At 73.3% G+C, this 22,141-nt stretch carries 19 protein-coding genes; 11 read left to right on the top strand and 8 right to left on the bottom strand.

The window, feature by feature from the left end; translation table 11 throughout:
- Positions 1-2 precede the first annotated feature (2 nt).
- Positions 3-1,466 (bottom strand): peptidoglycan-binding domain-containing protein, encoded by a 1,464-nt coding sequence (locus FB467_RS02915; RefSeq protein ID WP_141783766.1) that lies wholly within the window; start codon positions 1,464-1,466, stop codon positions 3-5.
- A gap of 141 nt (positions 1,467-1,607) precedes the next feature.
- Positions 1,608-2,273, bottom strand: a complete 666-nt coding sequence (locus FB467_RS02910; RefSeq protein WP_141783765.1) for a hypothetical protein — start codon at positions 2,271-2,273, stop codon at positions 1,608-1,610.
- Positions 2,274-2,441: 168 nt separating this feature from the next.
- Between FB467_RS02910 and FB467_RS02905 the strand changes: the two genes are divergently transcribed.
- The 7 genes from FB467_RS02905 to nadE all read left to right on the top strand — a co-directional run bounded on the left by FB467_RS02905 (position 2,442) and on the right by nadE (position 9,086).
- Positions 2,442-3,389 carry an ABC transporter ATP-binding protein gene (locus tag FB467_RS02905; protein ID WP_141783764.1) on the top strand — a complete coding sequence of 316 codons (948 nt, stop codon included), beginning with the start codon at positions 2,442-2,444 and terminating at the stop codon, positions 3,387-3,389.
- Positions 3,386-4,147: an ABC transporter permease gene (locus FB467_RS02900; RefSeq protein ID WP_141783763.1), complete on the top strand. Its 762-nt coding sequence runs from the start codon at positions 3,386-3,388 to the stop codon at positions 4,145-4,147. Before FB467_RS02905 ends, FB467_RS02900 begins: the two co-directional genes overlap by 4 nt.
- Positions 4,144-5,247, top strand: coding sequence for a sensor histidine kinase (locus tag FB467_RS02895; protein WP_141783762.1), 1,104 nt, complete (start codon positions 4,144-4,146; stop codon positions 5,245-5,247). Before FB467_RS02900 ends, FB467_RS02895 begins: the two co-directional genes overlap by 4 nt.
- Positions 5,244-5,852, top strand: coding sequence for a response regulator transcription factor (locus tag FB467_RS02890; RefSeq protein WP_141783761.1), 609 nt, complete (start codon positions 5,244-5,246; stop codon positions 5,850-5,852). Before FB467_RS02895 ends, FB467_RS02890 begins: the two co-directional genes overlap by 4 nt.
- A 74-nt stretch (positions 5,853-5,926) precedes the next feature.
- Complete coding sequence (locus FB467_RS02885) at positions 5,927-7,345, top strand: amino acid permease (protein ID WP_141783760.1); 1,419 nt, start codon at positions 5,927-5,929, stop codon at positions 7,343-7,345.
- On the top strand, positions 7,342-8,250 hold the full coding sequence (locus FB467_RS02880) for a universal stress protein (protein WP_141783759.1): 909 nt from the start codon (positions 7,342-7,344) through the stop codon (positions 8,248-8,250). Before FB467_RS02885 ends, FB467_RS02880 begins: the two co-directional genes overlap by 4 nt.
- Positions 8,247-9,086 (top strand): ammonia-dependent NAD(+) synthetase, encoded by an 840-nt coding sequence (nadE, locus tag FB467_RS02875; RefSeq protein ID WP_141783758.1) that lies wholly within the window; start codon positions 8,247-8,249, stop codon positions 9,084-9,086. The genes FB467_RS02880 and nadE overlap by 4 nt, the downstream gene beginning before the upstream one ends.
- An 11-nt stretch (positions 9,087-9,097) precedes the next feature.
- Here the strand turns inward: nadE and FB467_RS02870 are convergent, their stop codons facing one another.
- Both FB467_RS02870 and FB467_RS02865 read right to left on the bottom strand, forming a co-directional pair.
- On the bottom strand, positions 9,098-9,499 hold the full coding sequence (locus tag FB467_RS02870) for a pyridoxamine 5'-phosphate oxidase family protein (RefSeq protein ID WP_141783757.1): 402 nt from the start codon (positions 9,497-9,499) through the stop codon (positions 9,098-9,100).
- A 37-nt stretch (positions 9,500-9,536) separates the two neighbouring features.
- Positions 9,537-10,001: a DUF3592 domain-containing protein gene (locus FB467_RS02865; RefSeq protein WP_170230539.1), complete on the bottom strand. Its 465-nt coding sequence runs from the start codon at positions 9,999-10,001 to the stop codon at positions 9,537-9,539.
- Between the two features lie 40 nt (positions 10,002-10,041).
- On the opposite strand from FB467_RS02865, the gene FB467_RS02860 reads away from it, so the two are divergent.
- Both FB467_RS02860 and FB467_RS02855 read left to right on the top strand, forming a co-directional pair.
- Positions 10,042-11,682 (top strand): MmpA family trehalose lipid delivery protein, encoded by a 1,641-nt coding sequence (locus FB467_RS02860; protein WP_141783755.1) that lies wholly within the window; start codon positions 10,042-10,044, stop codon positions 11,680-11,682.
- A gap of 58 nt (positions 11,683-11,740) precedes the next feature.
- Positions 11,741-11,935 carry a hypothetical protein gene (locus FB467_RS02855; RefSeq protein WP_141783754.1) on the top strand — a complete coding sequence of 65 codons (195 nt, stop codon included), beginning with the start codon at positions 11,741-11,743 and terminating at the stop codon, positions 11,933-11,935.
- 4 nt (positions 11,936-11,939) lie between these two features.
- Here the strand turns inward: FB467_RS02855 and FB467_RS02850 are convergent, their stop codons facing one another.
- Entirely contained in the window at positions 11,940-13,121 is a 1,182-nt protein-coding gene (locus FB467_RS02850) for a glycosyltransferase family 4 protein (protein ID WP_141783753.1), read from the bottom strand.
- Positions 13,122-13,206: 85 nt separating this feature from the next.
- Between FB467_RS02850 and FB467_RS02845 the strand changes: the two genes are divergently transcribed.
- Positions 13,207-13,965 carry a class I SAM-dependent methyltransferase gene (locus FB467_RS02845; protein WP_211350538.1) on the top strand — a complete coding sequence of 253 codons (759 nt, stop codon included), beginning with the start codon at positions 13,207-13,209 and terminating at the stop codon, positions 13,963-13,965.
- Entirely contained in the window at positions 13,962-18,113 is a 4,152-nt protein-coding gene (locus tag FB467_RS02840; RefSeq protein ID WP_141783752.1) for an alpha-(1->3)-arabinofuranosyltransferase domain-containing protein, read from the top strand. The genes FB467_RS02845 and FB467_RS02840 overlap by 4 nt, the downstream gene beginning before the upstream one ends.
- Here FB467_RS02840 and FB467_RS02835 read toward each other — a convergent pair.
- The 3 genes from FB467_RS02835 to FB467_RS02825 are packed head-to-tail and all read right to left on the bottom strand — an operon-like array spanning position 18,043 to position 22,135.
- On the bottom strand, positions 18,043-20,310 hold the full coding sequence (locus FB467_RS02835) for an LLM class flavin-dependent oxidoreductase (protein ID WP_141783751.1): 2,268 nt from the start codon (positions 20,308-20,310) through the stop codon (positions 18,043-18,045). The two genes, FB467_RS02840 and FB467_RS02835, sit on opposite strands and share 71 nt — an antisense overlap.
- Positions 20,311-20,332: 22 nt before the next feature.
- Entirely contained in the window at positions 20,333-21,226 is an 894-nt protein-coding gene (locus tag FB467_RS02830) for an LLM class flavin-dependent oxidoreductase (protein WP_141783750.1), read from the bottom strand.
- Between the two features lie 3 nt (positions 21,227-21,229).
- Positions 21,230-22,135, bottom strand: a complete 906-nt coding sequence (locus tag FB467_RS02825; RefSeq protein ID WP_228393280.1) for a VOC family protein — start codon at positions 22,133-22,135, stop codon at positions 21,230-21,232.
- Positions 22,136-22,141 lie beyond the last annotated feature (6 nt).

Here is a 22,141-nt window from a genome sequence, read left to right as displayed (position 1 = left end):
CCTCACTGGTCCGCGACCGGCAGGTCCGACTGGCGCAGCGCGATGCTGCCGTCGACCCAGGTCCAGCCGAGGGCGTCGACGTAGTCCGAGCTGAGCGTCCACTCCCCGCCCTTGCCGGCGTCGACGGCCTGCCAGGTGGCGCCGTCCACGACCCCGGTGGGAGCCAGTCCGGCCTCCAGCTGGGCGTCCTTGACGGCCTGCTCGGTCATCGGACCGAACTGGCCGTCGGCCTCCAGGTCGAACTGGTTCTGCAGCAGCATGACCGCCGGCCCGTCGTCGCCGAGGGTGAGCTCGGTGGAGCGCACCGGGAGCGTCGGGTACATGTCCTGCTCCAGCATCAACCAGGTCAGCGTGTCCGTGGTCTGCTCCTGGGCCGAACCGGCCGCGCGCAGGCCGGGGCGCTCGGCGGCGTACTCCCGCAGCGCCTCGGCGGTCTGCGGCCCGAACACCCCGTCGGGCTCGGTGCCCAGCGCCTTCTGCAACAGCTCGACGCCCTCGCCCGTGTCGCCGATGGCCAGCTCCGTGTCCAGGTAGGGCGTGAAGACGGTCTGCATGTAGTCCGGGGTGGTCCCGACCGTGGGACCGGCGGGGTCGTGGGCTCCGACCGGCTCCTCGGTCTCGCCCGAGGCGTCCTCGCCGTCCTGCGGCGCGACCGGGCCGAGGTTGCACCCGGCCAGCCGGGGTGCCCGGGAGGCGACGAACCGGCCGTCGCCGGCCACACAGGGCCCGAGGTCGGCCTGCTCCACGGGGATGCCGGTCCACCAGGAGGTGCGCATGGCGGCACCGTCCCAGGTGAAGGAGAAGTGGATGTGGTCGGCGTGCGCGCTCTGCCCGACGTAGCCGCGCCAGCCCACCTCGGACTCGTAGGCCCGCCACACGTGGGAGTTCCAGATGATGGACTGGATCCCGAACCGCTTGGCCATCTCGCCGTCGTTCTCGGTCAGCCAGGTCACCACGGCGTCGCCGATCCGGCGGTCGGCCGGGTCGTGGGCGTTCAGCGCCCAGTCGACCGCGCGGCCGTCGTAGTGCTCGGACCGCATCGCCAGACAGGTGCGGGAGGTGCTGTAGTACGGCCGGTTGTAGTGCTCGGACACCAGGTTGGCGAAGGCGACCATCCCGGGGCGGTCCACCGGGTCGCAGACCTCGTTGTTCTGCCACGGCGGGACCACGTCGACTTCGTCCGGCAGACCCTCCCGCTGCAGCGGCTCGGGCACCGGGTAGGCCGGGTCGTCCGGCAGCAACGGGAGCGGGTCCGGGCCGGTGGCGCCGCCGCCGTACCCGTAGCTGTTGCCGCTCCCACCGGAGTCGCCGGCAGAGTCGCCGGAGTCCGCGCTGCCGCCGTCGGCGGGCGCGGCGGGGTCGGCCGGGGCCGCCACGGCGGGCGGCTCGGCCGTCTCCTCGTCCGCGACTCCGGGCACAGCCTGGGACAGGCTGAGGGCCAACGCGGCCCCCAGGACGCCCACCATGACCCGACGACGGTGCGTCAGGTGCTGCTCCCGGTCACGACTCCGGTCTCCCCCAGCATGCTTCACGATCAGATCTCCTCGGCAGAACAGGTCGGCTCCGACTGTATGCCCCCCGGCGCGCTCACGCCAGGGGGCAGCAGGTCACAAGTCGGCGACCTTTTCCATCTGCCGGTCGACGATCTCCTTGACCTGGCCCTCGTCCAGGCCGCTGCCCATCAGCGCGACGATGTTGTCACCGTCCTGCACGCCACCCATGATCATCTCGACCTTCATCCCCATGACCTCCATGGAGATCTTGCTGCCGTCCATGCTGTCGAGCGCGGTGAAGCCCATCTTCATGGTCATCCCGTCCTGCTCGATCTCCATGTCGCTGCACTCCTCGTTGATGGCGTCGAAGGCCGCCAGCGGGGAGTCGCCGTCGATGCTCACCACGACCAGCTCGGCCTCCTCCGGCAGCATGTCCCCACCGCTGCCGCTGAAGGTGACCTTGGAGCCGGCGGTGGTCTTGCCGAAGGAGTCCCCCTCGACCGCGCCGAGCGCATCGATGCACTCCTGGGAGACACCGTCGGTCTCCTGCACCAGCTGCTCGAACTCGTTGGTCGCGCCGTCGTCGGCGCCGTCCTCGCCCTCGTCGGACTCCACGACCTCCACCTCACCACGGGTCCAGCCGTCAATGCCGAACTCCTCCTCGGTGAGCAGCACGTCGGCGGTCTGTTCCTGGGTCAGCGGCTCGGCGCCACCGCCGCAGGCGGACAGGGTCAGGGCCGCGGTGGCGGCCAGGGCAAAGGTCGTCGTGGTGCGACGCATCACAGGCTCCTCGAATGTCTCGGTGCGGGGCAGAGGTGTCTCCCCCGCGGGTCGAAGCCTAGGACGGGGCGAGGGTGCGGATGGTTCCGCCCCCCGATGACGGATGTCATGACGGTCCGGTGACAGACGGGGGGTGGCCCGCTCGCGACCTCGGGTGACGATGGGTCCATGACGACAACCAATTCACCAGCGGTGGAGCTCACCGACCTCGTGAAGACCTTCAAGGTGCCGGGCTCCGGCACGGTCCGGGCCGTCGACGGGGTGGACCTACGGATCGAGCCCGGCGAGGTGGTGGCCTTCCTGGGGCCCAACGGTGCCGGCAAGACCACCACGCTCGACATGGTGCTGGGGCTCACCGACCCCACCTCGGGCACGGTGCGCACCTTCGGGCAGCCACCGCGGCGCGCGGTCGGCGCCGGTCGGGTCTCCGCCGTCCTGCAGACCGGGGGGCTGCTGCGCGACCTGACCGTGCGGGAGACCGTGCAGATGATCGCCTCCACCTTCGAGCAGCACGCCGGGGTGGACGCGGTGATCGAGAAGGCCGGGCTGAAGGACCTCACCCGGCGCCGCGTCTCCAAGTGCTCCGGCGGTGAGCAACAGCGCCTCCGGTTCGCCCTGGCGCTGCTGCCGGACCCGGACCTGCTGATCCTCGACGAGCCGACCGCCGGCATGGACGTGAGTGCCCGACGGGAGTTCTGGGACACCATGCACGCCGACGCCGACGCCGGGCGCACCATCGTCTTCGCCACGCACTACCTGGAGGAGGCCGACAGCTTCGCCCAGCGGATCGTGATGATCGCCGGCGGTTCGATCGTGGCCGACGGCAGCACCGAGGAGATCCGGTCCCGCGCGAGCGGCCGCACCGTCTCCGCGGACCTGCCCGACGACTCGGCGGACGCGGCGCTGGAGCGGCTGCACGGCATACCGGATGTGCACGAGGTGACGACCCAGCGGGGGCGGGTGACGGTGCGCTCCGGCGACTCCGACCAGGTCGCCCGGGTGCTGCTCACCGAGCTCGGCGGGCACAACGTGGAAATCAGCAGCGGATCACTGGAAACGGCCTTCCTGTCCATCACCGGCAGGTCGGCGGAGGAGACCGAGGAGGTCCCGGCATGAACCCCGTCTTCACCGGCCTGGAGTTGCGCCGGGTCACCCGCGACTACGTCTCGATGTTCTTCATCGCCATCCTGCCCGCCTTCTTCTACGTGATCTTCGGTGCGGTGCAGCAGTACTCCGAGCAGAGCGCCGGCAACGGCAATGTCGGTCTCTACATCATGATCTCGATGGCCGCCTACGGCGCGGTCACCGCGACCGTCGGGGTCGGCGGCATGGCCGCCGTCGAGCGGATGCAGGGGTGGGGCCGTCAGCTCGGGCTGACCCCGATGCAGGACAGCCAGTACGTCGCCACCAAGGCGCTCGTCGCCCTGGTGATCGCCGCCATCCCGATCGGGCTGATCTACCTGCTCGGCTACCTGACGGGGGCCGAGGGGACCGTCAGCGCCTGGCTGCTCAGCGGCCTGGTGGTGTTGGTGGGCGCCGCGGTCTTCGCCGTCTACGGGCTGTGCTTCGGGCTCGCCTTCCGTTCCGAGGCGGCCGTCGGCGCCGCGAGCGGATCCCTGGTGGTGCTGGCCTTCCTCGGCAACATCTTCTTCCCGCTGTCGGGGTTGATGCTCACCATCGCCAAGTTCACCCCGCTCTACGGCTACGTGGCGCTGGCGCGCTACCCGCTGACCGAGGGCCACCTGATCAACACCACCACGGGCGTGACGACGCAGGACCCGCTGTGGATCCCGGTCGCTAATGTGGCGGTGTGGGCAGTGATCTTCTGCGTCGTCGCCGTGCTGCTGGTGCGTCGCAGCCGGACCCGTCAGTGACGAACGACGACGACCGACCGACCCCGCAGGCGCCCGAGGACCCGTGGGAGAAGTTCGGTTGGGTGATGGGCGCGATCTGGCTGGTCTTCCTGGGCTTTCCGATCGCGGCCTCCGTCACCGCCCCGCACGACCTGGTATGGCGTGTCCTCGGGGTCTGTCTCATCCTCGCCTTCGCCGGGGTCTACGTCTACGGCTTCATCAGGATCAGCAACGCCGAGACGTGGAGCCAGGTCACCGCCTTCGGCTGGCGGTACCTCGCGGTCCTCACCGGCCTCGTCCTGGCCACGTCGGCGGTCATCGGGCTCGAGGCCCTGGCGATGGTCACCTTCATCGTCGCGTTCGGCATGTTCTGCCTCCCGCTGCGCACGGCCCTCACCCTCGCCGTGGCGAGCCTCGTCGTCCCGGCGGTGCTCCTGGTCGGGTTCCGGGAGTTCGGGGAGTACTGGTTCTTCCTGCCGATCATCGGGTTGGTGGCCACGGCCACCGGCCTGGTCCGGGTGTTGGAGCAGCGCCAGTCCGAGCACCAGGAGGTGGAGTCCGAGCTGGCCCTGGTGGCCGAGCGGGACCGGGTCGCCCGGGACGTGCACGACGTCCTCGGGCACAGCCTCACCGTGGTCACCGTGAAGGCCGAGCTGGCCCGGCGCCTCGTCGACGTCGACCCGGAGCGCGCCAAGGCCGAGCTCGACCAGATCCAGTCCCTCACCCGGGAGGCGCTGGCCGAGATCCGGGCCACCATCGCCGGCCTGCGGGTGGCCCGGCTCGCCGACGAGCTCGAGTCGGCCCGGTCCGCCCTCGGCGACGCCGGGATCACCGCGAACCTGCCGAGCGACCCGGAAGTGGTGGACCCACGGCACCGGATCGTCGTCGCGTGGGTGCTCCGTGAGGCGATCACGAACGTGGTGCGGCACAGCGGTGCGGGTCAGGTCACGGTCACCCTCGGGGAGGACCGGTTGGTCGTCGAGGACGACGGGAAGGGCCTGGGGTCCCGCCGGGAGGGCAACGGCATCCGTGGGGTGCGCGAACGTGTCGAGGGAGCCGGCGGGCAGCTCACCGTGGCTGGTGGAGACCCGCGCGGCACGAGGCTGGAGGTGCAGCTATGACGATCCGGGTGCTGTTGGCGGACGACCAGGCGCTGATCCGGGGGGCGCTGGCGGCCCTGCTCGGGCTGGAGGGCGACCTGGAGGTGGTCGCCCAGGTCGGCCGGGGCGACGAGGTGGTGGCGGCCGCCCGGGAGCACCGCGCCGAGGTCTGCCTCCTCGACATCGAGATGCCCGGGATGGACGGCATCGCCGTGGCCGCAGCCCTCGCCGCCGAGCTGCCGGACTGCCGCTCCCTCATCGTGACCACCTTCGGCCGACCCGGCTACCTCCGGCGCGCGCTGGAGGCGGGCGCGGGCGGCTTCGTGGTCAAGGACACCCCGGCGCCCGAGCTCGCGGACGCCGTGCGGAGGGTGCACGCCGGGCTCCGAGTGGTGGACCCGGCGCTGGCCGCCGAGTCGCTGGTCGGGGGCCAGAACCCGCTCACCGACCGGGAGCGCGACGTGCTGCGCGAGGCGCTCGAGGGCAGCACCGTGGCCACCATCGCCACGCGGTTGCACCTGTCCCCGGGCACGGTGCGCAACTACCTGTCCTCGGCCATCGGCAAGACCGGCGCGGACACCCGGGTCCAGGCGGCCAGGGCGGCCCAGCAGAACGGCTGGCTCTGACCTGACGCGCCCGGTGGCGCCCTGCTCCCGCCGGGTGACAGACTGCGGGACGTCCCGAAAGAGAGGCACCGCCCATGGCAGGTCTGGCGGAACAACTCTGGCGCCGCAAGCCGGTCACCTCCTACACCGCCGAGGCCGACACCGCCGAGGACCGGCTGCCCCGCACCCTGGGTCTCCTCCCGCTGATGATGCTGGGCATCGGGGGGACCGTCGGCACAGGCATCTTCTTCGTGCTCAACCAGGCGGTGCCGGTCGCCGGGCCGGCCGTGATCCTCTCCTTCGTGGTCGCGGGGGTGGTGGCCGGGCTGACCGCGATCTGCTACGCGGAGCTGGCGAGCTCGGTCCCCGTCTCCGGGTCCTCCTACTCCTACGCCTACGCCACGCTCGGGGAGCTGCCGGCGATGGCCGTGGCCGGGTGCCTGATGCTGGAGTACGGCGTCTCGACGGCGGCCGTGGCCGTCGGCTGGTCGGAGTACCTCAACGAGCTGACCGGCAACCTGTTCGGCTTCCGGCTGCCGGACTCGCTCTCGCTGGCCCCCGAGCTGGGCGGCATCATCAACCTCCCGGCGGTGGTGCTCGTCCTGCTGTGCATGCTGCTGCTGATCCGCGGGGTGAGCGAGTCGACGACGGTCAACACGGTCATGGTGTTCATCAAGCTGGGCGTGCTGCTGCTCTTCGCGGTCCTCGGCGTCCAGGGCTGGAATGCCGACAACTTCGCCGACTTCGCGCCGTTCGGCGCCGCGGGGGTCACCGCCGCCGCAGGCATCATCTTCTTCTCCTTCATCGGACTGGACGCGGTCGCGACCGCGGGCGAGGAGGCCAAGGACCCGCAGCGGAACCTGCCGCTGGCGCTGCTGGGCGCCCTCGTCGTGGTGACCGGCGTCTACTTCCTCACCGCCATCGTCGCCGTCGCGGCCCAGGACTGGACCGACTTCGAGGGGCAGCAGGCCGGGCTGGCGGCGATCCTGGAGCACGTCACCGGGGCCACCTGGCCGGCCACCCTGCTGGCGGCCGGCGCCGTCATCTCGATCTTCAGCGTCACCCTCGTGGTGCTCTACGGCCAGACCCGGATCCTGTTCACCATGTCGCGGGACGGGATGGTCCCGCCGATCTTCCACCGGGTGAACCGCCGCACCCTGACGCCGATCCCGAACACGCTCATCGTCGGCATCCTGATCGCCCTGCTCGCCGGCGTCGTCCCGCTGGAGTTCCTCGCCGAGATGACCAGCATCGGCACCCTGGTGGCCTTCCTCGTGGTCTCGGTCGGGGTCATCGTGCTGCGCCGCCGGGAGCCCGACCTCACCCGTGGTTTCTCCGTCCCGTTCTATCCGGTGACTCCCATCCTGTCCGTGCTGGGCTGCCTGTGGATCATCAAGGACCTGCGTGCCGTCACCATCCTGGTCTTCCTGGTCTGGACGGCCGTGGTGCTGGTCTTCTACTTCGTCTACGGTCGCCAGCACTCCACCTTGGGGGCCCGGAGGAGCACCCCATGACCATCGTCGTCGGCTCGTCCCCCACCCACCAGACCCGGGACAGCATCCACCTGGCGGCCACCCTGGCCCGCTCCGCCGGGACGGACCTGGTCGTGGTGGCCGTGGTCCCCGCACCCTGGCGTGGCCGGGCCTCCCAGGTGGACCGCGACTACCGCAGCTACCTCACCGACCGGGCCCGGGAGTCCCTCGCCGCCCTGAGCGGGGACCTGCCCGAGGACGTGTCCTGTCGCACGGTGGTCCGCGAGTCCGCCTCGGTCTCCGAGGGACTGGTCGCCGCCGTGCGCGAGTTCGACGCCCCGATGCTCGTGCTGGGTTCATCGACCATGGGCCTGCTCGGCCGGGTCGGCCTGGGCAGCGTCACCGAGCGCCTGCTGCACAGCTCCCCCGTCCCCGTCGCGGTCGCCCCCCGGGGATTCACCGCCGCCGCGGACAAGCGGATCACCCGGGTGAGCATCGCGTATGCCGTGGGGCCGGACGAGAGCGCGTTGATCACCACCGCGGCAGAGGTGGCGCACGACGTCGGGGCCTCGGTGCGCCTGGTGACCTTCGCGGTGCGGCCCTCCGCCCCGATCACCAGCGGCGTCGGGCTGCGGGTGGAGGACGACGTGATCGACACGTGGGCCGAGGACCTGCAGGAGGCGGCCCGGGTGCTCCGGGACCGGGTCTCGAGGCTGGCCGGCCCCCCGGTGCAGGAGGAGCCGGTCCTGGGCCGCGGCGAGACATGGGCCCGGGCGCTGGAGGTCGTGCCGTGGGGGCGCGGCGACGTGCTCGTGGTGGGCTCCAGCCGCACCGCCCGCACCGCCCGGGTCTTCCTCGGCGGGACCGCCTCCAAGATCGCCCGGCACTCCCCCGTGCCGGTCATCGTGGTGCCACGCCCCGGGGGCCGGGTAGCGTCGGCAGGGTGAGCACACCAGCATCGGGTAGCACCCAGCAGCAGATCATCGCCGAGCTCGGGGTCCGGCCGGACTTCGACGCGGCGCAGGAGACCGAGCGCCGGGTCGCGTTCCTGGCCGACTACCTGCGGACAACCGGCGCCACGGGCTACGTCCTGGGGATCAGCGGCGGGGTCGACTCCACCACCGCCGGCCGGCTCTGCCAGCTTGCCGTGGAGCGGGTGCGTGACGAGGGCGGGAACGCCGCGTTCGTGGCCGTCCGGTTGCCCTACGGGGAGCAGCAGGACGAGGCGGACGCCCGGCGCGCGCTCGACTTCGTCGCCGCGGACGAGGTGCTAACCATCAACATCAAGGAGAGCACCGACGCGATGTTCGCCGAGGTGGACGGTGCCGGCGTCGACTTCACCGGCATCGAGCACGCCGACTTCGTCAAGGGCAACGTCAAGGCCCGGGAGCGGATGGTCGCGCAGTACCTCGTCGCCGGGGCCCGCGGCATGCTGGTGATCGGCACCGACCACGCCGCCGAGGCCGTCGTCGGGTTCTACACCAAGTTCGGTGACGGCGCCTGCGACCTCACCCCGCTCGCCGGTCTGAACAAGCGCCGGGTCCGCGCCGTCGGTGCCCACCTGGGCGCACCGGACGAACTCACCCAGAAGGTGCCGACCGCGGACCTGGAGGACAACCGTCCGCTCGTGCCCGACGAGGTGGCGCTCGGCGTGAGCTACGACGACATCGACGACTACCTGGAGGGCAAGCAGGTCTCCGACGAGGCCCGCGAGACGATCGAGTCCTGGCACCGCCGGACCGCGCACAAGCGCGCCCTCCCGGTCACCCCCGACGACGTCTGACCGGCCGACGATCAGCCGCGCCGCAGGAACTCCCGCCCGGTGAGCTCGGTGACCTGGATCGCGATGTTGACGTAGCGCTCGGTCTCGATCCAGGCCGGCAGCGGCAGCTCGTCGGCCGCCCGGGCGTCCGCACCCTCGAGTCGGTGCGCCTGCCCCCGGGCCAGCACGCTCCAGACCCGGTCCCCGGCCTGGCCGTCGATCTCGAACGCGACGTCCGAGCTCATCTCCACGCCCAGCAGCTTGCTCCCCGGCGTGGTCCGGAGGACGATCCGCTCGCCGTCCACCACGTAGTTCAACGGCACGATGTGTACCTCGTCGACCAGGTGGTAACCCAGCCGACCGAATTCCTCGCCGCGCAGCCGCACCCAACACTCGGCCTCGGGGAGCTCGCGCCCGGTGCTGCGATCGTCCATGGTGGCCTCCTCCGGATCGTGGACCCAGTTTACGACATCAGGTAGTAGCCACCAGCCACATCACGAACACGACCATGCCGACCAACCCCAGCAGGACGAAGACGACACCGATCCCGCCGTAGGCGCACCCGATCATCCGGCGGTCCCGGTTGGTGGTGACCAGCTCGGCACGCGACGGGTCGGCGGGATCGACGACCACCCTGACCTGCCGGCCGGTGCGGTAGATCCCGGTGTCCAGGTGGGTCGGATTGGTGAACTCCGCCTCGGTCCCGTCCGGCAGCGGGTAGCGGACCACCGGGAACATCGGGCTGCGGTGCTCGGTCGCGTCCCCGCCGGGTGGCTGGCGGTCGCTGTGCACCCAGCGCACGATCGTCCCCGGCACCTCGACCCACCCCGTCCGGTCGGGCACCGAGGAGGTGCGCAGCCGCCCCGCCACCATCGCCCCCACGCCGACGACCACGAGGGCCAGACCCACCCACAGGAACCACCACCAGAAGTCCATGCGTGCCAGTCTGCCCTGCCCGGTGAGGTAGAACCGAGGCATGACGACACCCAGGAGGCCCATCTGGACCGGCTGCGCCGTCGCCCTCGCCGCCACCCTGCTGGTCGTCGGAGGGGCGGTGCTGACCGGTCCGTGGGACGGCGTCTTCCTGCACCGGGACTTCGTGACCGTGCCCGACCCCGTCTGGAACGACGCCGTCTGGGGTCGCGGGGCCGGGGCACCCCGGTCCGTGCCGTTCGACGCGGTCGTGGCCGCGCTGTCGACCGTGCTGCCCTCCGGTCTGGTCGCCCGCGGCCTGATGGTCGCCCCGCTCCTGCTCGCCGGGTGCGGGGCCGCCGTCCTGGTGCGTCGCCACGGGGCGGTGGCCTCGTCGACCGCCGCGGCCCTGGCGGTGCTGAACCCGTATGTCGCCGAGCGGCTGCTGCTCGGGCAGGCACCCACGTTGCTCGGGTATGCCGTCATCCCCTGGGTCGTGCTCGCCGCCCGGGCCGGTGGGCCGCTGCGGCGCCGGCTGATGCTCGTGCTGGCGGCCGCGGTGCCGGCCGCGCTGACCCCGGTCGGGTCGCTGATGGCCGGCGGCACGGCACTCCTGGCCGCCCGCGGCTGGCGGGAGCGGTTGCTGCTCCCGCTGCCGGTCCTGGCCCTGTCCACCCCCTGGATCCTCGCCGGGCTCCGCGATCCGGGGGCGGGTGCCGTCGGCGCGGGGGCCGACGCCTTCGCCGTGCGCTCCGACGGCATCGGCGGCACCGTCGGTGCGGTCCTGACCCTCGGGGGCGTCTGGGCCCCCGGCGCCTGGCTGGAGTCCCGGAGCGGCACCTGGGTGGTCCTGGTGGAGGTCCTGCTCGTGCTCGCCGCGCTGCTCACCTGGTGGTTCGGCCGCGGCCGGCACCGCGGCATCGCCCTGGCGGGCACCGCCTACCTGGTCGGGGTGGGGACCGTCCTGGCGTTGGCCGGTCCCCTGCTGCCGCTCTGGCGGATGCTGCAGTCGGTCCCCGGCGTGGCGCTGCTGCGGGACACCCACCGGCTGCTGGCCTGGCCCGCCCTGGCGGTCGCGGTGCTGGTCGCGGCGGGGGTGAGCCGGCTGGTCCGGAACACCTCCCCCAAGCGGTCGGTGGCGGCAGGCGCCGCCGTGCTCACGGTGGCCACCGCGGTGCTGACCGTGCCGGACCTGCCCGGCCGGATGGCCCGGGAGGCCGCCCCGGTCGCCCTCCCCGCGGAGTGGGACACGGTCGTCGACCTCGTCAACCAGGACGCAGAACCGGGCGAACGCTCGCTGCTCCTGCCCTGGCAACCGTTCCGGACCACGGCCTGGGCCGGGCCGACGACCTTCCTCGACCCGCTCCCGCGGGCGCTGGAGACCGAGACCCTGCACGCCCGGAACCTGCAGGTCCGGCGGGACGGGCAGACGTTCCATGTCGGCGGGGAGGACCCGCCCTACGCCTCGCAGCTGGCCCAGGAGCAGATCGACACCGCCGTCCTGCGCGGCCTCGGGGTGCGGTGGGTGCTGGCCTGGCGCGGCTCCCCGGGCGTCATCCCGGAACTGACCGTGCCCGGTCCGGACGAGACGCTGCTCGCCCTGGACCCCGTACACCTCGGACCGGACTGGGTGGTCTGGGACCTGGACGACCTGCTCGACAGCGCCTCCGGCCAGCCGCGGCCCGGGGCGGGTGCCAGCCGGTAGAGCCGCGACCCTACTTTGCGGTAACGTCTGCTCCACCTGTGGTCCGATGGAGGTCGAGATGAGCCAGAACACGTCAGCCGTGGCGGGGCGTCGTGCCCTTCCCGCGGTCCTCGCCGTGGTCGTCGGGCTCGGGGCCGCCGGGGCGGCTGCCGCCGCCGTGGTGAGCAGCTACGCACCGGACGACAGCGCCGCCCGGGAGACGGGTCCGGCCGACATCCAGCCGGCCCAGGAGATCCTCGGCTACGGCGACTGAAGGCTCAGGCCAGGTCCTGCACGTCGTCGAGGGGTGAGGCGGGGACCGACGGCGCCGGGTGGTCGCCCATCGCGGTGGGACGTTCGCCCCAGCTCGCGCGCAGCAACAGTTCCTCCCAGGCCCGGACCGTCTCGGCCCAGCTGAACCGGGCGGCGTGCACCCGGGCGTTGGCCCCCAGCCGGTCCAGCGTGCCGGGCTCCCCGAGGAGCCGGTCGACCTGGCGCACCATCTCCTTCAGGTCGCCCACCAGCAGGCCGGTGCGACCGTGCTCGATCGACTCGGCCACGCCGCCGGCATCCCGGTAGCCGACCGCGGGCACCCCGTGGCTCGCCGCCTCCACCACCGACAGGCCCCAGCCCTCCTTGACGCTCGGGACCAGCAGCAGCGAGGCCATGCCCAACTCCCGGTGCTTGGTCTCCTCGTCGACGAAGCCCAGGATGTCGACGCAGTCCTGCGCACCCTGCTCCTCGACATACCGCTCGATCTCGGGGCGCCACCACCCGTCCCCGACGACCCGGAGCCGCAACCCGGGGTGGCGCGCCTGCAGGCGCAGCGTGAGGTCCACGGCCTGCTCCACCCGCTTGTGCTTGACCAGGCGCCCCAGCACCAACAGGTGGGGCGGGCAGGCCGGGATCTCGGCGACCGGGCGCGGGGCCAGGGTCCCGTTGTGGATGATCGCCACGTGGTCGCGCTCGACGCCCATCGCGACGAGCTCGTCCTTGGTCGAGCGGGAGACGGCGACGTACTGCCGGCCGCGGTTCACCCGGGGTGAGACACGGGACTCCACGGCCCAGCCCAGCGCGGCGACGGCCCGGTTGAAGACGACCGGCCACTGCTCCCGGTGCACGTGGTGGACCAGGACGACGACCGGCGCGGCGGTGGCGCTGCCGGCGAAGAAGGGCAACCCGTTCTGCACGTCGACGACCACGTCGAAGGCACCCTCGGCCGCCTCCAGCCTGCGGATCGCCCTGCGGGCCTCGCGGTAGACGGTGGTCCGCGACCCCGCCCGCAGGTACCGCACCCCGTCGACCGTCTGCTCCGCCGGCGCCCGGTCGTGCGCCGCACAGAGGAAGGTGACGTGGTGCCCGGCGGCGACCAGCCCCGCGGCCACCTGCTGGGCGTAGACCTCGGCGCCACCTCCGTCGGGGTGCGCCAGGTCGCGCCAGTTGCACAGCGCGATCCGCATCGTTGTCAGACTCCGTCGTCATCGGGGTGCGCGCCCGGGGCGGCACATTGGTTACTGCAGAGTAGCCAGATTATCGTCTCCTGTCGTGTACCCCCCACAGTTGCCGCCGCCCGGGAGCCTTTCCCGCTCGCTGCACCTGTTCCGCGCGTTCCTGGTCGAGCAGTCCGATCCGGACCGTTTCTACGGCACCCTGGCGGCCGACTCGGTACGCGAGTGCCGGCGCTTCGTCGACCTGGACGGGGCCCGGATGCTCGACGTCGGCGGCGGGCCTGGCTACTTCTCCGACGCGTTCGCGGCGGCCGGTGCCCGCTACCTGGGGGTCGAGCCCGACGTCGGCGAGCTGACCGCCCGGGGCCACGCGGCCGCGAGCACGCTCCGCGCGTCCGGCCTGCACCTGCCGCTGGCGGACGGCAGCTTCGACCTGACCTACTCCTCCAACGTGCTGGAGCACGTGGCGGACCCGGAGCGGATGGCCGAGGAGATGGTGCGAGTCACCCGACCCGGCGGCACGGCATACCTGTCCTGGACGCCGTGGCTGTCGCCGCACGGCGGACACGAGACGGGGATGTGGCACTACCTCGGCGGCGCGCGGGCGGCCGACCGCTACGCGCGGCGCCACGGCCACCGGCCGAAGAACGACTTCGGCACCTCCCTGTTCGCCTGCCCGGTGTCCCGGATGGTGCGCTGGGCCCGGGTCGCGCAGTCCCGGGGCGACGTGGAGGTGGTGGCTGTCGAGCCCCGGTACCACCCGCGGTGGGCCCGCTGGACGATCCGGGTGCCCGGGGTCCGCGAGTTCGTCTCGTGGAACGCCGTCATCGTGCTGCGGCGGGTTGGTCGGGGGTGACCGGGGAGCGGCCGGCACCCGGCGACGAGCGGGTCACCTGGCGGGCCCGTGTCGCGCTGGCGGTGTTGCTCCTCGCCGCGCTCATGTTCAGGCAGGCGCCGGGGCTGGTGGTGCCCGACACCAAGCTGGACCTGACCGCCGACCCGACGGGCTTCCTGCAGCGCGCGCTGCACCTGTGGGACCCGTCGGCGTCCTTCGGCCAGCTGCAGAACCAGGCCTACGGCTACCTGCTCCCGATGGGCCCGTTCCACGCCCTGCTCACCGGGATCGGCCTGCCGGCCTGGGTGGTGCAACGCCTGTGGTGGACGTTGCTCGCCGCCGTGGCCCTGGTCGGCGTCTGGAAGCTCGCCGGGGCGCTGCGGATGGGCACGCCCTGGGCCCGGTACGCCGCGGCCTTCGCCTACGCCCTCAGCCCGCGCATCCTCAGCGAGGTCGCGGTGACCTCGGTCGAGGTCTGGCCGATGGCGCTGGCACCGTGGGTGCTGCTGCCGCTGGTCGACCCCCGGCCCCGGTCCTGGTTCTCCCGGATCACCCGGTCCGCCCTCGCGGTCGGCCTGGTCGGCGGGGTGAACGCGGTGGCCAGCGGCGCGGTCCTGGTGCTGCCCGCGCTGTGGTTCCTGACCCGGCCGTGGACTCGGCAGACCCTCGCCGCGGCGGCCGGGTGGCTGGGCGCGGTCACCGTCGCGATGCTCTGGTGGTTGCTGCCGCTGCTGGTGCTGGGCGGCTCCAGCCCGCCGTTCCTGGACTGGATCGAGTCAGCGTCGACCACCACGAGCACGGCCGCGGTGAGCGAGGCGCTGCGCGGCACGACCCCGTGGCTGGCCTGGCTGGTCACCGACGCCGGTGCCAGCTGGCCGGCGGGCCGGCAGTATGTCGACTCGCCCCTGCTCATCGGCGCCAGCCTGGCCCTGGCGCTGGCGGGGCTGCTGGCGCTGTGCTCGCGCGCCACCCCGCACCGGCTGTTCCTGGCGGTGTCCGTCGGCACCGGGCTGCTCCTGGTCACCGTCGGGTATGCCGGGGTGCCGGACGGACTGTTCGCCGACCAGGTCCGCGCTCTCTTGGACGGGCCGCTGGCGGCGCTGCGCAACACGCACAAGTTCGAGCTGGTCGTCCGGCTGCCGCTGGCCCTGCTCCTCGCCGCCGCGCTGACCCGGGCCGCCGCCCTGGTGCGGGACGCCGGCTGGCCCGCCCTGCTGACCCCCTTCCTGGCCGGGTGCACGGTCGTGGCGGTGGCGGCCCCCGCGATCACCGCGCAGCTGCCGCGACCGGAGGACTACCCGGCGGTCGCCGGGCACTGGCGCGAGGTGGCGGACTGGCTGGACGCGCAACCGGGGCCCGGCAGCGTCCTGGTGGTCCCGGCCGCCCCGTTCGCCGACTTTGCGTGGGGGTCCACCAAGGACGAACCCCTCCAGGCGCTGCTGGACCGGCCGTTCGCGGTCCGCGACGCGGTGCCGCTCGGTGGGGTCGGCTCGACCCGCTGGCTCGACGAGGTGCAGCGCAGGCTCGCCGCCGGTGACGGTGACGAGGGCCTGACCGAGGCGCTGCGCCGGGCCGGCGTCGGGTGGGTCGTGGTGCGCGACGACCTGCGCCAGGACGTCCAGACCGTCCCGCCGGTGGCCACCCACCAGGCCCTCGCCCGGGCCGGCCTCGAGCGGACCGCCCAGTTCGGGCCGCCGGTCGGTCCGGTGGGCGAGTCCGCCGACTACACCGTGCGCGAGCGCACCATCGTGCCGTCCCCGTCCGTCTCGGTGTATGCCGTGCCCGACCCCGTCGACGCCCGCCTCGTCCCCCTCTCGGCCACGGCCACGCTGGACGGCGGCCCCGAGGACGTCCCCGCCCTGCTGGCCGAGCAGGTCGCCCCGGACGTGGGGGCGTTCGTGCTGGCCCGCGACGCGGCGGACGCCCCCGGCCTCGAGCTGCCCCCGGGCAGCGGGACCGTGCTCGCGGACGGCTACCGGCGCCGCGCGGTCAACTTCGGCGCGGCCGCGGACAACCTGTCCCCGGTGCTCGCGGATGGGGACCGCACCCCGGACCGCCCGGTCAGCGACTATCTGCTGCCCGGTCCAGACGCCCGCCGGTCGCTGGTCTGGCCCGAACCGGTGGCCGGGGTGACCGCCTCCTCCTCGGCCTCCGACGCCGACGCGACCGTGCAGCATACGGTCGGGCAGGGTCCGGCCGCGGCCGTGGACGGCGACGGGGACACCTCCTGGGTCTCCGGACGCTATGCCGAGGCGGGCGGACAGTGGTGGCGTATCGACTGGACCGTCGAGCAGGCGCTGGGGGGCGATCCGCTCGCGGTGCGGCTGGGTGACCCGCAGTTCCGCGGGGCGCCGGCCGCCCTCCGGGTGGAGACCGCCGCCGGCAGCGCGGTCACCCCGGTCTCGGCGAGCGCCCGGCCGCAGGAGCTCGCCGTCCCGGCCGGACCGACGACCTGGCTCCGGATCGGGGTCGAGGAGGGCGACGCGGGCACCGCCAACGCGTTCGCCCTCGCCGAGGTCGAGCTGCCCGGCGGCCCGGTGCTGCCCTCGCTCGAACTGGCCGCCACCGGCGACGGGGCCCCGGACGTGGTCGCCCTCCGCGCCCAGCAGCTGGGCAGGTCGGCCTGCCTGGTGCTGGGGCAACGCCCGCTCTGCTCGCTCCTGCAGTCCCAGCCGGCCGAGGAGGTGCACGGGCTCCGCCGGTCACTGACCCTCCCCGTGGGCGGGACGTATGCCGTGTCCGGCCAGGTCCTCCCCGTGGAAGGCGACACCCTGGAGCAGCTGCTCCGGACCGGGGACACGGTGACGGCGACCGCGAGCAGCAGGGACACGGGGGCGGCCTACGGGCGGCCGGGAGCCGCGGTGGACGGGGACGTCGGTAGCGGCTGGATCGCCGGCCGGCTGGACGCCGAGCCGACGCTGACCATCACCCTCCCGGAGGCGACCGAGCTGGACGGTCTCCGCCTGGAGCACGACTACTTCCTGGCCGCCAGCAGGCCGCAGCGCCTCGAGGTGAGCCTGGACGGCGCTGCGCCGCTCCGCCTGTCGCTGGACGACGCCGGGGTCGTCGGGTGGCAGGAGCAGGAGGTACGCCGGATCGAGATCGCCTTCGGCGCCAAGCACGACGTCTACTCGGTCGACCCGACCGTGGCAGGGTCCTTCCGGGCGCTGCCGGTCGGCGTCTCGGAGATCCGCTTCCTGCACGACGGTGGGCTGGTGGAGCCGCCGGTGCTGGACCCGGCTGCTGCGGTGGCCTCCGACTGTGGCGACGGGCCGACCGTCACCGTCGGCGACACCGACCTGCCGACCCGCATCGACGGCACCGTCCGACAGGTGCTGGAACGGGACCGCCTCGCCCTTGTCGCTTGCCCCTCAGCCGCCGCTGCCACCCTCGCCGCGGGCACCACCACCGTGGTCGCCCCGGCCGACGACCGCTGGCGGCCGGTGGCGCTGACCCTGCACCGCACGGACGCACCACTGCCTACGACGTCGTCGGCACCGCTGGACGTCGTCCGCCCCGAGCCGCAGCTGCTCTCGGTGGACCTCCCGGCCCGGGAAGAGCCGTCCCTGGTCGTGGTGCCGCAGAACGCCAACGCCGGCTGGCGGGCCACCCTCGAGGAGGCAGCGGACGCGCCGCTGACCCCGGTGACCGTCGAGGGGTGGCAGCAGGCCTACCTGGTCCCGGCCGGGCCGGCCACGACGTTGCGGGCCGAGTTCGGCCCGGACCGCGCCTACACCCTGGGGCTCCGGCTGGGGCTGGTCGCGCTCGGGCTGTTGGCCATCCTCTCGTGGGCCGTGCCGGCCGGGCATCCCGTCCGGGTCCCGCCGGCTGCCCGGGTCGGCCCGGTGGTCGGGGCCGGTCTCCTGCTGGCCTGGGGCTGTCTCGTCGCCGGGGTCTGGGGCCTGCTCGCGGGGGCCACCGTGCTGGTGGGCGTGCGCGGGCTCCGGCGCCTCGGCATACGGCCCGGGGTGGCGCTCGGGGGACTGACCGTGGCGTCGGGGGTCCTGGCCCTGGCGCTCCTCGCCGTCTGGGGTCCGCGGCCTACGGAGACCGGCGTCATGGCCGTGCTGCCCCAGCTGCTGCTCCTGCTCGCGGTCGTCAGTGCGCTGGCGGGAGGCCGAGGTCGAGGTTGTCCCGGAACACGTTCTCCGGATCCACCCGGGCCTTGATCGCCCGCAGCCGCTCCAGCGTCGCGGGCGGGAAGACCTCGCCCACCCGCTCCGGGCCGAGGTCGCTCTCGAAGCTCAGGTAGATCCCCTCGACGTGCTCCTGCACCGGTGCCCAGGCGGCGTCGAGCCGGCGCCTGCTGGCTCCCATCGCCACGACGTTGAAGTTCGCGTCGCGGTGCGCGTAGGCCGTCGCTTCCGGCGGCACGTCCGCGACGGCCCCGCCCGCGGCCCGGATCTGGAAGTAGTAGGTCTGCCCGCTGCGGACCAGGGTGGCGGCCGCCTCCGCGAACTCCGGGGTGAGGTGCCGCACCAGCCCCGACCGGGTGACCGGGTCGCCGACGCCGGCGTGCTGCGCCGGGCCGGCGTTGACGACCGCCGGATAGGGCACGATCTGGGCCGCCTGGTCGAGCAGCGGAGCGATCCCGGCGAGCGGTTGCAGCCGGTCGAGCACGGTGTCGGGATCGTCGGAGTTCACCATCGTCATCAGCTGGGCGATCACCGGCTGACCGGCCCGCGGCGGCCCCATGATGAGGAAGCTGGTCAGGTCGCGCGGCGCGGCCTCGACGGCCGCGCCCCACCGCTGCAGGAAGCCTGCGGTGTCGCTGGCGTCGAAGACCAGCTGGGCGAATCCCACGTCGCCGACCTCGTCCGCCTGGAACTCCATCGCCGTGACGATCCCCATCGCCGACCCGGCGCCACGCACCGCCCAGAACAGGTCCGGGTCGTGCTCGGCATCCACCCGCACCCGCGCCCCGTCGGCCAGCACCAGCTCCGCGGCCCGCAGGTGGTCGATGGTCAGGCCGTGTTCCCTGACCAGGAAGCCGATGCCGCCCGCGGTGGCCAGGCCGCCCACGCCGACCCCGCCGTAGTCGCCCGAGCTCAGCGCCCATCCGTGCGGCCGGAGCGCGGCGGCCACCTCACCCCAGCGGGCGCCCGCACCGACCCGCACGAGACGCTGCCGTTCGTCGAGCACCTCGATGTCGCGCAGCGCAGCGAGGTCGATGACGATCCCGCCGTCGTTGGTCGACCGCCCGCTGATGCCGTGCCCACCGCTGCGCAGGCCGAGCGGCACCGGCTGGGTCCTGGCATATGCGAGGGCCGTGGCGACCTCGTCCGGGTCGCGCGGGCGCAGCACCAGCCCGGGCCGACCACCGCGCAGGTATGTCGACCGCACCGAGCCGTAGCGCGGGTCGCCGGGCTCGACGGCCGACTCCGCGAGCACCGCGGGGACAGCGTCGTAGTCGATGCCCTCCCGGCGGGCCGCGAGCTTGCGGGAGCTGGGGACGTCGCGCACCGGCGTCCCGCGGTCGGCACGGGCCGCGGCCACCGTCTCGGTCACCCGCGGCACCACCTCGGTGGCGAACCAGCGCGTGGCCCCGTGGTCGTCGGTGGCCAGCAGGAAGGTGGAGACGCCGTGGTTCACGGTCAGCTCGGCGAGCCGGTCGGCGAAGGGACCGGCGAGACCGGCCGACGGGCCACCCTCGGGCACCTCGACGTTGAGCAGCCTGCGGATCTCCCGCGGGTCGCGCCCGGCGCTGCGGGCGGCGTCGTCGATCCGGCTGTTCCCGCCCCGCAGCCCCTCGGTGCCGACCCGGGACAGGGAGGGCAGCCACCCGTCCGCGGTCGTGCCGACCAGCCGCAGCATCCGCGGGCCCAGGGCGCCCAGCCAGACCGGGATCTCGTGAGCCGGTGCAGGGCCACGCTGCGCGCCGGTGATCCGGTGCATCAGGCCCTCCCGGTGCATCCCGTTGACGCGGAGCGGCCCGGACTCCCCGACCGCCCACATGCCGCGGATGATCTCGATCGACTCGACCAGCGCGTCGACCGACTCCCGGGGCGTGAGCCGCGGCGCGCCCATCGCCTCCATCGCGTCCCAGAAGTGCCCCGCCCCGAGGGCGAGGTCGACCCGCCCGTCGCTGAGCAGGTCGAGGCTGGCCGCCGCCTTGGCGAGCACCGTCGGTGGCCGCATCGGGGCGTTCAGCACGTTGCCGGCCAGGTGGATCCGACCGGTCCGTCCGGCGATCCAGCTGAGCAACGTCCAGGCGTCGAGGAAGCGCGGCTGGTAGGGATGGTCCTGCACGGTGACCAGGTCCAGCCCGACCTCCTCGGCCAGCACGGCCAGGTCGACCGTCGCCGCCGGATCCGCCGCGGAGGGCGTGATCGAGGTCCCGAACCGCAGTGGTTGGCCGTAGTCCATCCTGCTCCCCGTCCCCGTCCGCTCAGGCGCGGGTCGCCGCGACCAGTTCGCGCAGCGCGGGGCCGACCTCACGGCCGAACACCTCGAGGGTGCGCGGGTCGTCGCTGCCCAGGATGTAGGTGCTGAACCCGTAGTCCCGGGTGAGGGCCGCCAGCTGCTCGGCCCACTGGTCCGGCGGGCCGGAGAGCAGCTGGTCGCTGCGCGGACCGAACTGGCCGTTGATGTTCAGCAGGCGCCGGATCGCAGTCGGCTCCCGGCCGGCCGCCCGGGCCGCCTCGTCGATGGTGGCGTTGGCCGTCGCCAGCTCGTCCAGGGACTTCACGTAGCTCAGCGAGGGCAACCAGCCGTCGGCGCTCCGGCCGATGAGGCGCAGCATCCGGGGCTTGTAGGCACCGAGCCAGATCGCGATGTCGTGGGCCGGGGCCGGCCCGCGCTTCGGCCCGTCGACCGAGTAGTGCTTCCCCTCGACGGTGAGCTTGCCGCGGGTCTGGGTGTCCCAGATGCCACGGATGATCTGGATCGCCTCGGTGAGCGCCTCGATGCTCTCTCCCGGCGTCCGGCGGGGTCCGCCCATCGCCTCGATGGCGTCCCAGAACGCCCCGGCGCCGAGGCCGAGCTCGAACCTGCCGCCACTGAGCAGGTCGAGGCTGGCCGCGGCCCGCGCGAGCACGGCCGGCGGGCGCAGCGGCAGGTTGATCACGTTGGCCGAGACGCTGACCCGTTCGGTCCGCGCCGCCACATAGCTCAGCAGCGTCCAGGTGTCGTGGAACCCGGGCTGGTAGGGGTGGTCCTGCAGGGTGACCAGGTCCAGCCCGACCTCCTCGGAGAGCTGGGCCAGGTCGACCGCCTGCTGGGCCGGGTTGTTCACAGGGGTCAGGAAGGACCCCAGGACGATGTCGTGCCCGTAGTCGCCCACGGGTCAGGCCTCCGGACCGGTGACCCGCACCAGGTTGCGCCACGGGTCGTCGAAGGTGAGCTCCCGGCCGTCGTCGGCGACCTGGACGCCGCGGGAGTGCAGCCGCTCCCGGAGCGCTCCGAGACCGTCGGCGGTGGGCAGCTGGATAGAGACCTCGCCCAGGCCGAGCGCCGGGGTGCGCTCGCCGGCTCCCTGGCTGCGCCAGGTGTTCATGCCGAGGTGGTGGTGGTAGCCGCCGGCGGAGACGAAGAGGGCCTGGGAGCCGAACTCGGTGGTGACCTCGAAGCCGACCGTGTCGACGTAGAAGCGTCGGGCGGTGGCGATGTCGCCGACCTTGAGGTGGACGTGGCCGACTTCGGACCGGCCGTCGGTCGCGCGCACCGACCCGGACTCGGTGAGGTGCTGGGTCAGGAAGGCGTTCGGGTCCAGGAAGATGGTGTCCATCGCGACCCGCCCGTTGGTCCAGGTCCACTCCTCGCGAGGACGGTCCCAGTAGAGCTCAACGCCGTTGCCCTCGGGGTCGTCGAAGTAGAAGGCCTCGCTCACCAGGTGGTCCGAGCTGCCGGTGAAGGTGTTCGGGTACTGGCGCGCGACGGAGTAGACCGAGGAGGCCAGGTCCGACCGGTTCTCGAAGAGGAAGGCCGTGTGGAACAGGCCCGCGGCGGTGGCGGAGGCATACCGGAGCTCGGGGGCGATCTCCAGGACGAGGGACGGGTTGCCCGGGCGACCCAGGACCGCCCGGCCTCCCTCGAGCGCCAGGAGCGTCAGACCGACGCCGTCCCGGTAGTAGGTGACCATGGCGTCCAGGTCAGCGACCTTGAGCGTCACCGCACCCATCGAGGTGTCGGCGTCGAGCACGTCGGGAGTCTGGGCGGTGGCGGGCGAGTCGGCCCGGAGGGTGGAGTTCATGACACA

The sequence above is a fragment of the Ornithinicoccus hortensis genome (assembly GCF_006716185.1).
GTDB lineage: Bacteria > Actinomycetota > Actinomycetes > Actinomycetales > Dermatophilaceae > Ornithinicoccus > Ornithinicoccus hortensis.
The sequence above is the reverse complement of the archived record's forward strand: the minus strand, read 5'-3'. Positions and strand labels throughout refer to the sequence as shown.